The sequence below is a fragment of the Streptomyces sp. NPDC004658 genome, assembly GCF_040609555.1.
Classification (GTDB): domain Bacteria; phylum Actinomycetota; class Actinomycetes; order Streptomycetales; family Streptomycetaceae; genus Streptomyces.
In genome coordinates this window covers 1-11,272 of sequence record NZ_JBEXKG010000204.1, presented here as the reverse complement: position 1 = coordinate 11,272, position 11,272 = coordinate 1, and the positions used below count along the sequence as shown (strand labels likewise).

Sequence of the window (11,272 nt, the reverse complement as noted above, 5' to 3'; positions counted from 1 at the left end):
GTGGCGGCGGCTTCGGCGGCCGTCCCGGTGGTCCCGGTGGCGGTGGCGGCGGTGGCCGTCCCGGCTTCGGCGGCCGTCCCGGCGGTCCCGGTGGCCGCGGTGGCACGCAGGGCGCCTTCGGCCGTCCCGGCGGTCCCGCGCGTCGTGGCCGCAAGTCGAAGCGGCAGCGTCGCCAGGAGTACGAGGCCATGCAGGCCCCGAGCGTCGGCGGCGTGATGCTGCCGCGCGGCAACGGCGAGACCATCCGTCTCTCCCGCGGCGCGTCGCTCACCGACTTCGCGGAGAAGATCAACGCCAACCCGGCGTCCCTCGTCGCGGTCATGATGAACCTCGGCGAGATGGTCACCGCGACCCAGTCCGTCTCCGACGAGACCCTCCAGCTCCTCGCCGACGAGATGAACTACGCGGTTCAGATCGTCAGCCCGGAGGAGGAGGACCGCGAGCTGCTCGAGTCCTTCGACATCGAGTTCGGCGAGGACGAGGGCGACGAGGAGGACCTGGTGGTCCGCCCGCCGGTCGTCACCGTCATGGGTCACGTCGACCACGGCAAGACCCGACTGCTGGACGCCATCCGCAAGACGAACGTCATCGCGGGCGAGGCCGGCGGCATCACCCAGCACATCGGTGCCTACCAGGTCGCGACCGAGGTCAACGGCGAAGAGCGCAAGATCACCTTCATCGACACCCCGGGTCACGAGGCGTTCACCGCCATGCGTGCGCGTGGTGCGAAGTCGACCGACATCGCGATCCTGGTCGTCGCGGCCAACGACGGCGTCATGCCGCAGACGGTCGAGGCGCTCAACCACGCCAAGGCGGCCGACGTGCCGATCGTGGTCGCGGTCAACAAGATCGACGTCGAGGGTGCCGACCCGACCAAGGTGCGCGGTCAGCTGACCGAGTACGGCCTCGTGGCCGAGGAGTACGGCGGCGACACCATGTTCGTCGACATCTCCGCCAAGCAGGGTCTGCACATCGACTCGCTGCTGGAGGCCGTGATCCTCACGGCCGACGCCTCGCTCGACCTGCGGGCCAACCCGAACCAGGACGCGCAGGGCATCTCGATCGAGTCCCGCCTCGACCGCGGCCGTGGTGCCGTGGCGACGGTCCTCGTCCAGCGAGGCACGCTGCGGGTCGGCGACACGATGGTCGTGGGCGACGCCTACGGTCGTGTGCGCGCCATGCTCGACGACAACGGCAACAACGTCGCCGAGGCCGGCCCGTCGACGCCGGTCCAGGTCCTGGGCCTGACCAACGTCCCGGGTGCGGGCGACAACTTCCTCGTCGTCGACGAGGACCGCACCGCCCGCCAGATCGCGGAGAAGCGCGCCGCCCGTGAGCGCAACGCCGCGTTCGCCAAGCGCACGCGCCGCGTGTCGCTGGAGGACCTGGACAAGGTGCTCAAGGCCGGCGAGGTCCAGCAGCTGAACCTGATCATCAAGGGTGACGCTTCTGGTTCCGTCGAGGCCCTGGAGTCCTCGCTGCTCCAGCTGGACGTCGGCGAAGAGGTCGACATCCGCGTCCTGCACCGCGGCGTCGGTGCGGTCACGGAGTCCGACATCGACCTGGCCATGGGCTCCGACGCCATCGTCATCGGCTTCAACGTCCGCGCTGCCGGGCGTGCCCAGCAGATGGCGGAGCGCGAGGGCGTCGACGTCCGGTACTACTCGGTCATCTACCAGGCGATCGAGGAGATCGAGGCGGCCCTCAAGGGCATGCTCAAGCCGGAGTACGAGGAAGTCGAGCTCGGTACGGCGGAGATCCGCGAGGTCTTCAAGTCGTCCAAGCTGGGCAACATCGCCGGTGTCCTCATCCGCTCCGGCGAGGTGCGCCGCAACACCAAGGCTCGCCTCATCCGGGACGGCAAGGTGGTCGCGGAGAACCTCACCATCGAGGGCCTGCGTCGCTTCAAGGACGACGTCACCGAGATCCGCGAAGGCTACGAGGGTGGTATCAACCTCGGAAACTTCAACGACATCAAGGTCGACGACGTCATCGCGACGTACGAGATGCGGGAGAAGCCGCGGGCCTGAGGCCTGTGGTTCGTGCTGGCCGGCGGGACTGTGGTCCCGTCGGCCAGCGCGCCGTTTTCCGGCCGGGCGCCTGTCCGGCCGACCGCACCGAAACCCTGTCGAGCCACCGGCGGGTACGCGGTACGGTTCTTGATGTCCCCGGCCACACGGACCCGGGGCCATCGATCCCGTACCGGCGGGTGAACCGGTTGCACACATGTACGTGGGGACTCTGTCCTTCGACCTCCTCCTCGGCGACGTCCACTCGCTGAAGGAGAAGCGCTCCGTCGTCCGCCCGATCGTCGCCGAACTCCAGCGGAAGTACGCCGTGAGCGCGGCCGAGGTGGACCACATGAACCTCCACCGGCGGGCCGTCATCGGCCTCGCCGCGGTCTCCGCGGACGCGGCGCACCTCACCGACGTACTGGACCGGTGCGAGCGGCTGGTCGCCGGCCGCCCCGAGGTGGAACTGCTGTCCGTGCGACGGCGCTTCCACGGCGACGACGACTGACCACGAAACGCAAGCAAGAGAAAGAACGGGAGACGGACCAGTGGCCGACAACGCGCGGGCTAAAAGGCTGGCGGACCTCATCCGGGAGGTGGTGGCCCAGAAGCTGCAGCGCGGGATCAAGGACCCGCGGCTCGGCTCACACGTCACCATCACGGACACCCGGGTCACGGGTGACCTCCGGGAGGCGACCGTCTTCTACACGGTCTACGGCGACGAGGAGGAGCGGAAGGCGGCGGCCGCGGGCCTGGAGAGCGCCAAGGGCATCCTGCGCTCCGAGGTGGGCCGCGCGGCCGGGGTGAAGTTCACGCCCACCCTGACCTTCGTGGCGGACGCCCTCCCGGACACCGCCCGGACCATCGAGGACCTCCTCGACAAGGCCCGGCAGTCCGACGAGAAGGTGCGCGAGGCGGCCACGGGCGCCACGTACGCCGGCGGCGCCGACCCGTACCGCAAGCCGGCGGACGACGACACCGACACGGACGGCGACGCCACCGAATGACCCAGAAGCACACCACGCCCGACGGCCTCGTCATCGTCGACAAGCCGTCGGGCTTCACTTCGCACGACGTGGTCGCCAAGATGCGCGGGATCGCCAGGACCCGCCGCGTCGGCCACGCCGGCACCCTCGACCCGATGGCGACCGGCGTCCTGGTCCTCGGGGTCGAGCGCGCCACCAAGCTCCTCGGGCACCTGGCGCTCACCGAGAAGGAGTACCTGGGCACCGTCCGCCTGGGCCAGACCACCCTCACCGACGACGCCGAGGGCGAGATCACCTCGTCCACCGACGCCTCCAAGGTGACCCGGGACGCCATCGACGCCGGCATCGCCAAGCTGACCGGCGACATCATGCAGGTCCCGTCCAAGGTCAGCGCCATCAAGATCGACGGCGTACGGTCGTACAAGCGGGCCCGCGAGGGCGAGGACTTCGAGATCCCCGCCCGGCCGGTGACCGTCTCCTCCTTCGCCGTGTACGACGTCCGGGACGCGGTCGCCGAGGACGGCACGCCCGTGCTCGACCTGGTGGTGTCGGTGGTCTGCTCCTCCGGCACCTACATCCGCGCCCTCGCCCGCGACCTGGGCGCCGACCTCGGCGTCGGCGGCCACCTCACGGCGCTGCGCCGGACGCGTGTCGGGCCGTACAAGCTGGACGCGGCGAAGACCCTGGACCAGCTCCAGCAGGAGCTGACCGTGATGCCGATCGCCGAGGCCGCCGCCGCGGCGTTCCCCCGCTGGGAGGTCGACGGCAAGCGGTCCCGGCTGCTGCTGAACGGCGTCCGGCTGGAGATCCCCGACGAGTACGCGGGCGCCGGTCCGGTGGCCGTGTTCGACCCCGAGGGCCGCTTCCTCGCCCTCGTCGAGGAACACCGGGGCAAGGCGAAGAGCCTGGCCGTCTTCGGCTGAGACGCCTAGGGCCTCTCGTTCGGATCATGCCGGGCTCGCGGGCCCTGGCACCGCGCCTCGCCGCGTTGTCGTCGGTTGCCATGGCTCCGCCATGGCGCCCTCCTCCGCCTTGCGATGCACGGCACCAGACCCCGCTCCCTGATCCGGCCTGATCCGAACGAAAGACCCTAGCCCCGGAGCCGGCGTGGCGGGGGCCGGCCGTCTGCGGTGGAGTGGCTGTCTGGCGTGGAGCGGCGGTCGGCCCACACGGGGTCGGTCCTGCCGCCGCTCCACGGTCCCCCCTCGGTTCCCCCACCCCTAGGGTTATCCAGCAACTCCCGCCCATTCACCCGTCCGGGCAGGCGCTCGGAGTGAACCGGGGGAGCGGAAGGGGGCGCGTTCATCGCGCGATCTGTCCCGCTGATCATCCCGCGCCTACCGTCGGAACCAGGCCACGGGGACGGGCGGGGAGGTACGACCATGACGGAACGGGGCCCGCGCGACGGAAGCGGGCGCCGGGGGCACGGGTGCGAAGAGCGGCCGTTCGAGGAGCGCGCCGAGAGCGAGCGCGAGGGCCGGGGCGGCCAGGCCGTTGCCGGCACTCCGGCCGACGCCACGGGCTCAGGTGTCCGGACCGACCGTTACGACGCCGCCCTCGTCCGCATCCGGGACCTGGCCGGCCGCCCGCGCGGACTCGGCTTCCTCGCCGATCACGAGGGCACCCTGCTCACCAGCCACGAGGCCGTCGACGGCCTGCCCCGGCTGGTGCTGCACGCCGACGGGGACCGCACCTGCGTGGTCGGCTCCGACGCGGTCACCGCGCTGCCCGGCCGCGACCTCGCCCTCGTGCGCACCGAGGGCCTCGGCGTGGAGCCGCTGCCCCTGACGGTGCGGGAGCGGATCGACGCCGGCAGCTACGTCCAGGTCGCCGCCGGCTGCTGGCGCGAGGCGCGGGTACTGGCCGCCACGCAGGTGACGTACACCGCCACGGACCGCTTCCACCTCCTGGACGACGTGCTGGAACTGGCCATCGGCACGGCCGGCCGGGACGCGCTCCGGCTGGGCGGCGGCGCGGCCGGCGGACCGGTGCTCGACGCGCGCACCGGCGCGGTCGTCGGCGTCCTCGGCACCGCCCTGCACAGCGCCCAGCGCGACGCGGGCTTCGCGGTGCCGCTGCGGCCCGCCGACGGTGCCCTCGCCGACCTGCTCGCCCGCAACGCGGCCACCGTGCCCGCGTACGGCGCCGAGCTCAACCTCGCCGGCATCCTCCAGCTGACCATGACCTCGGCGGGGCAGGACGGCCCCCCGGGCGCCGTCGAACCGGTCGAACGCCCCGACCTCGCGCGGGAGTTGGACGCCTTCACCACCGGCGACCGGCCCGTGCTCGGCCTCGTCGGCCCGCCGGGCAGCGGTCGTACGACGGAACTCGCGGCGCTCGCCGCCCGCCGTACCCGGGGGCAGCGGCCCGCCCCCACGCTGTGGCTGCGCGGTGCCGACCTGAACGAGACCGACGACTCGGTGGCCGACGTGGCCCGCCGCACCTTGGCGCGTGCCGCCCGGATCATCGCCGCCTCCCGGCCCGGCCGGCCCGAAGACCTCGGCGACGTCACGCCCGAACGCGTGGCCCGCCTCGCCGCCCGGGCCGGACGCCCGCTGCTGCTCCTCCTCGACTGCCCCGAGGAGATGCCCCCCGCCCTCGCCCACCGCCTGCCCGCCTGGACCGAGGGCACGGCCGCCTGGCTGAACGCGACAGGGACCCGCCTGGTGGTGGCCTGCCGGGAGGAACACTGGGAACGCACCGGCAGGGCCTTTCCCCAGACCCTGCTCCACGTACCGGGCGGTCCGGGGGAGCCGGTACCGACGCCGCAGGACCGCGGGGTTCCCGCGGAGGACGGTGAGCCGCGGGGAACACCGACAGGAGCCGGAGTCCCGACGCGCGGCCCCGAGCCGTGCGACCCCCCGGCCGCCGCCGCCCCGTCGGCCGACCCTGCCGTGTCTGAACCCGCCTCCCTGGCGGACAGCCCTCCGCCGGAGCGCACCGGTGTCACCCCCGTGACCGCGTCCCCCGCCTCGCCGGACCACGATGAGGCCTCCCGCGTCCCCGACGCCGGCCTCCTTCCGCCCTGTCTGCGCATCGGGGACTTCACACCCGGGGAGGCTCGGTGGGCCCGGGCGCGGTACGGGATTCCGGACGGTGTGCTCGCCGAGCGGGACGCGCGGCATCCGCTCGTGCTGCGGCTGCTGTCCGAGGTGCGGGCCGCCGTACCCGACGCGCCGGCCGCCGGGCCCGTGGACCGGCACGACGTGTTCGCCGCCCACCTCGACCTGATGTGCCTGCGCATCGCGGTCCGCCTCGCCGCCGCCGGCGGTCTGCGCGGAACGGCCGTGCGGCGGCTCGCGGCACGGGTGGCCGGGCAGGTGCACGAGGCCGCCCGGCGCAGCCTCGGGCCGGGGCAGGGGGAGCTGGACCGGGAGTCGTTCGAGGCGGTGTTCCCCTGGGGCCCCGCCCCGGCCTGGCTCGGCGGCGGCACCGGCTGGGCCTCCGCCGTGCTGACCGAGGGCCTCCTCGTGCCGGCCGGAACCGGCTACCGCTTCGCCCACGAGGAACTGGCCGACTGGATCCAGGGCACCCACCTGGACCTGGACGCGGCGCTGCGGGCCCTGGTGCACCGGCCCGGTGAGCCGGGCGCGTCCCACCCGGTGCCGGTGCCGCACCATCGCGTCGGACCCGTCGTCCAGGCGCTGCTGATCCTCGCCCGCCAGCAAGGGCCCGCACACCTCGCCCTCCGGCTGCGGGAGCTGGTCGACGCCCTGGACCATGACACCGGCTCCTGGTGGGCCGCCCGGCTGCTCGCCCACACCCTGCTCCAGGTCCCGGACGCCACGCCGTACACCGACGTGCTGCGCCTGCTCGCGGACCGTGTCGTCGCCTGGCGCGGCGCCGGGCGGCCCGTACCGGCCGAATTCCGCCCCGCCTTCTGGACCGCCCTTCCCCTCCCCGGCACCGAGCGCCTGGACCTGCTGCGCCGCCTGGTCCTCGCGGACCCGGCCCCGCCCGCGACGGGCGAGCGGTACCTGGACGCCGTCGCCGGACTGCTGGCCGCCGCCCCCGCCGTCGTACAGCCGCTGCTCACCCACTGGTTCGCGGACGAGCGGCCGCTGCCCGCGACCCCGCACGCCACCGTCGCCACCGCCGCGCAGGCACTGCTGCACACCCATCGGCACGCTGCCCTGGACGATCTCATCGAGGTGCTGGTGGCCTGCGCGCACCGGCGTGCCGACGAACTGCTCGCCGTCCTCGCCGAGGAGGAGCCGTCGGCCCTGTGCCGGGCGGTCGACCGCTGGGCGCACGACGAGCGCCCCGCCCGCCGGGTCGCGGCCGTGGCCTTCGCCCTGCGCGCGGCCCCCCACGCCCGCTCGGACGCCGACCGCGAACTGCTGCGCTACGCCGCCCTCACCCTGCTCGCCCGCCCCGCCGACCGCACCCTGCACGGCGCCGCCCTGGCCCTGCTGGTCCGCGACCCGCGCACCCGGGACCGGCACCTGTCCGCCGCCCTGCGCCACTTCGCCGACGGCGACCCGCAGTTCCCGCCCAGCGCCCTCGTCCCGGCCCTGACCACGCACCCGGAACCGGTCCTGGAGGCCTTCCGCGCCCGCCTGTGCGCCCCGGACGCCGGCGGACCGGACACCGGAGCGGTCCTGCGCGGCCTCTGCCAGGTCCCCACCCCGGCCCTGGCCCGCCGGGCCGCCGCCCTCGTCCGGGAGGCGCTGCCGCCGCGCCCGGAGACCGCCGGTCCCGTCGCCGGACAGGTCGCCGACCAGGTCGACCGCCGCCTCGAACAGGGGCCGACCGTCCGCCCGGTCCTGCTGCCCTTCGTCACCGGACTGCTCGACGGCGGTCCCGAACCGCTCCGGGCGGCCCTCGCCACCGTCCTCGCCGCCCCCGGCACGCCCGCGTCCCGCCCGCTCCGCCGCGAGCTGCTGGAGTTCCTGCTCGCCCGGGAAGAGGACCCGGCCGTCCTGCTCGCCGTCCTGCACGCGGCCACGGAACCCGGCGGCCGGGAGGAGGAGGCCCGGGGCCTGGTCCACCGCACCGGTCTGCTCCTCGTCCGCACGCCCGAGGGCGCCACCCGCTACGACCGCGCCCTGGTCGACCTCGGCCGGTGCGTGCCCGGCTTCGCCGCCCGCATGGCCCGCTGGCTGACGGAGGCCCCCGACGACTGGGCCGCCGTGGTCGGTCCCAGCACCCGCCGCATGATCGAGAACCTGGCGGGCGTACGCGTACCGGCCTGAGCCGCGCAGGGAACGTGCGCCCCGTCACAGCCCCCATGCCGATGCCGACGCGGGGCACCCGGCATGGCACCCTTAGAGCTGCACGACGAGGTCAAGTTAGACACGGACAAGGGTTCGAGGAGCGGTCACAGTGCAGCGCTGGCGTGGCTTGGAGGACATCCCCCAGGACTGGGGGCGCAGCGTCGTCACCATCGGTTCCTACGACGGCGTCCACCGCGGCCACCAGCTGATCATCAAGCACGCCGTCGACCGGGCCCGCGAGCTGGGCGTCCCGGCCGTCGTGGTCACGTTCGACCCGCACCCCAGCGAGGTCGTCCGCCCGGGCAGCCACCCGCCGCTGCTCGCCCCGCACCACCGCCGCGCCGAACTGATGGCCGAGCTGGGCGTCGACGCGTGCCTCATCCTGCCCTTCACCACCGAGTTCTCCAAGCTCTCGCCCGCCGAGTTCGTGGTGAAGGTCCTGGTGGACAAGCTGCACGCCAAGGCGGTCGTGGAGGGACCCAACTTCCGCTTCGGCCACAAGGCGGCCGGCAACGTCGAGTTCCTCACCGAGCAGGGCAAGATCTACGACTTCGACGTCGAGGTCGTCGACCTGTACGTCACCGGTGAGGCGGGCGGCGGCGAGCCGTTCTCCTCCACCCTGACCCGCCGCCTGGTCGCCGAGGGCGATGTCGCGGGCGCCCGCGAGATCCTGGGCCGCCCCCACCGTGTGGAGGGCGTCGTCGTCCGCGGCGCCCAGCGCGGCCGGGAACTGGGCTTCCCGACGGCCAACGTCGAGACGCTGCCGCACACCGCCATCCCCGCCGACGGCGTGTACGCCGGGTACCTGCACGCCCAGGGCGAGGCCATGCCGGCCGCGATCTCCGTCGGCACGAACCCGCAGTTCGACGGCACCGAGCGCACGGTGGAGGCGTACGCGATCGACCGCGTCGGCCTCGACCTGTACGGCCTGCACGTCGCCGTCGACTTCCTCGCGTACGTGCGCGGACAGGCGAAGTTCGAGTCGCTGGAGGCCCTGCTGGAGCAGATGGCCGCGGATGTGAAGCGGTGCCGGGAGATCCTGGCGGCGGAGGAGTAGCCGCGCGCGGCGACGGGACCGCTTCGGCGGGGCCCGTCACAGCGAGAAGGGCGGCCGGTGCGCTGAGCACCGGCCGCCCTTTTGCGTGGCCCTACTGCTGGGGCGGGGCCGGAGGAGCCTGCGGAGGCTGCTGCGGCTGCGGTTGCGCCTGCGGCTGGGACGGGGGCTGGGGCTGCCCGGGCTGCGGGTGACCCGGCTGCTGCGGCGCCCCCGGATACGGCTGCTGCGGGCCCTGCTGCGGCGGGTACGGCTGCTGCGCCGGGGCGTACGGCTGACCGGGCGCCTGCGGATACGGCTGGCCTGGGGCCTGGGGGTAGGGCTGTCCGGGCGCCTGCTGATACGGCTGCCCGGGCGCTTGCGGATACGGCTGCCCGGCTCCGTAAAGCTGTTCCGGCATCGGCTGGCCCGGCATGGGCTGTCCCGGCATCGGCTGGCCCGGCATGGGCGGGGCGGCCACCGGCGGCGGGTTGCCGTCGCTCGTCCACAGCCCGTGCGCCTGCTGGTGGCGGGTGAAGTCCTCGGCGACCATCGCGGCGAGGTTGAAGTACGCCTCGCGCGTCTTCGGCCGCATCATGTCGAGGTCGACCTCGGCGCCGGCGGCCAGATGCTCGTCGAAGGGCACGACGACGACGCCGCGGGTGCGGGTCTCGAAGTGCGCCACGATGTCCTCGACCTTGATCATCTTGCCGGTCTCGCGGACCCCGGAGATCACGGTGAGGGAACGGGAGACCAGGTCGGCGTACCCGTGCGCGGACAGCCAGTCCAGCGTCGTACTGGCGCTGCTCGCGCCGTCGACGGACGGCGTGGAGATGATGATGAGCTGGTCGGCGAGGTCCAGCACCCCGCGCATGGCGCTGTACAGCAGACCGGTGCCCGAGTCGGTCAGGATGACCGGGTACTGCCGGCCGAGCACGTCGATCGCGCGCCGGTAGTCCTCGTCGTTGAACGTGGTCGACACGGCCGGGTCGACGTCGTTGGCGATGATCTCCAGACCGGACGGGGCCTGGGAGGTGAACCGCCGGATGTCCATGTACGAGTTGAGGTACGGGATGGCCTGGACGAGGTCACGGATGGTGGCCCCGGTCTCCCGGCGCACCCGCCGCCCGAGCGTACCGGCGTCCGGGTTGGCGTCGATGGCGAGGATCTTGTCCTGCCGCTCGGTGGCGAGGGTGGAGCCGAGCGCGGTCGTCGTGGTCGTCTTGCCGACGCCGCCCTTGAGGCTGATGACCGCGATCCGGTAGCAGGACAGCACCGGCGTGCGGATCAGCTCCAGCTTGCGCTGCCGCTCGGCCTCCTCCTTCTTGCCGCCGAGCTTGAACCGGCCGCCCGCCGCCGCGGGCCGCCCGCTCTTCGCCTTCTGCCGCTTGTTGTTGAGCAGCCGGTCCGAGGACAGCTCCACGGCGGCGGTGTAACCGAGCGGGGCGGCACCGGGGTTGGTCGGCTGCCGCTGGTCGTGCTGAACGGGCTGCGGCCACGCGGCACCGGAACGGGGGTCGACCGGGGCCTGCGGAACGCCGGGGGCGCCGTCCTGGCCCTGCGGCGGCTGAGGGAAGCCGTAACCGCCCGGCGGGTTGGGGCCGTTGGGGTGCGGCTGGGCTGCCGGGACCTGCGGGAAGCCGTAACCGCCGGGCTGCGCCGGGGCGTTGGGCGCACCCGGCTGCGGGAACCCGTAACCGCTCGGCGGGGTGGGGCCGTTGGGATGCGGCTGGGGTGCCGAGGCCTGCGGGAAGCCGTAACCGCCGGGCTGCGGCGAGGGGTGGGGAGCGCCGGGTGCCGGGGCGCCGGGCTGGGGGAAGCCGTAGCCGCTCGGGGGCGTGGGGGCGTTGGGGGCGGGCTGAGGGCCGGGCGCCGAGGCGTTGGGCACGCCCGGCTGTCCCGGCTGTCCCGGCTGCCCCGGCTGGTGGGCGCAACCACTGACCACCAGAGTGCTTGGACGTGCTCTCGGCTGCATCGCATCGTCCGCCTGCTGCGCGGGGCCTCTCACCGAGGACCTATGGCGCC

At 73.8% G+C, this 11,272-nt stretch carries 6 protein-coding genes and 1 pseudogene; 6 read left to right on the top strand and 1 reads right to left on the bottom strand.

All coding sequences use genetic code 11. From position 1 onward, the window contains the following. The 6 genes from infB to ABZV94_RS36830 all read left to right on the top strand — a co-directional run. Positions 1-2,030: translation initiation factor IF-2 (infB, locus tag ABZV94_RS36855; protein WP_356348559.1), on the top strand; the 2,030-nt coding region annotated here is incomplete at its 5' end. Between the two features lie 196 nt (positions 2,031-2,226). After that, positions 2,227-2,520, top strand: a complete 294-nt coding sequence (locus tag ABZV94_RS36850) for a DUF503 domain-containing protein (RefSeq protein ID WP_356348556.1) — start codon at positions 2,227-2,229, stop codon at positions 2,518-2,520. A 40-nt stretch (positions 2,521-2,560) separates the two neighbouring features. Continuing rightward, positions 2,561-3,019 (top strand): 30S ribosome-binding factor RbfA, encoded by a 459-nt coding sequence (gene rbfA / locus ABZV94_RS36845; protein WP_356132142.1) that lies wholly within the window; start codon positions 2,561-2,563, stop codon positions 3,017-3,019. After that, positions 3,016-3,921, top strand: a complete 906-nt coding sequence (gene truB, locus ABZV94_RS36840) for a tRNA pseudouridine(55) synthase TruB (protein ID WP_356348554.1) — start codon at positions 3,016-3,018, stop codon at positions 3,919-3,921. Before rbfA ends, truB begins: the two co-directional genes overlap by 4 nt. Before the next feature lie 459 nt (positions 3,922-4,380). Then, positions 4,381-8,193: a trypsin-like peptidase domain-containing protein gene (locus ABZV94_RS36835; RefSeq protein ID WP_356348552.1), complete on the top strand. Its 3,813-nt coding sequence runs from the start codon at positions 4,381-4,383 to the stop codon at positions 8,191-8,193. Positions 8,194-8,323: 130 nt separating this feature from the next. After that, complete coding sequence (locus tag ABZV94_RS36830) at positions 8,324-9,271, top strand: bifunctional riboflavin kinase/FAD synthetase (protein ID WP_356348549.1); 948 nt, start codon at positions 8,324-8,326, stop codon at positions 9,269-9,271. Positions 9,272-9,362: 91 nt separating this feature from the next. Here ABZV94_RS36830 and ABZV94_RS36825 read toward each other — a convergent pair. Then, a pseudogene (locus ABZV94_RS36825) lies at positions 9,363-11,111 on the bottom strand (AAA family ATPase); the annotation flags it as partial. Positions 11,112-11,272 lie beyond the last annotated feature (161 nt).

Coding starts and splice junctions, on each gene's coding strand:
- ABZV94_RS36850 (WP_356348556.1), top strand. CDS start 2,227: ATGTACGTGGGGACTCTGTCCTTCGACCTCCTCCTCGGCGACGTCCAC.
- truB (WP_356348554.1), top strand. CDS start 3,016: ATGACCCAGAAGCACACCACGCCCGACGGCCTCGTCATCGTCGACAAG.
- ABZV94_RS36835 (WP_356348552.1), top strand. CDS start 4,381: ATGACGGAACGGGGCCCGCGCGACGGAAGCGGGCGCCGGGGGCACGGG.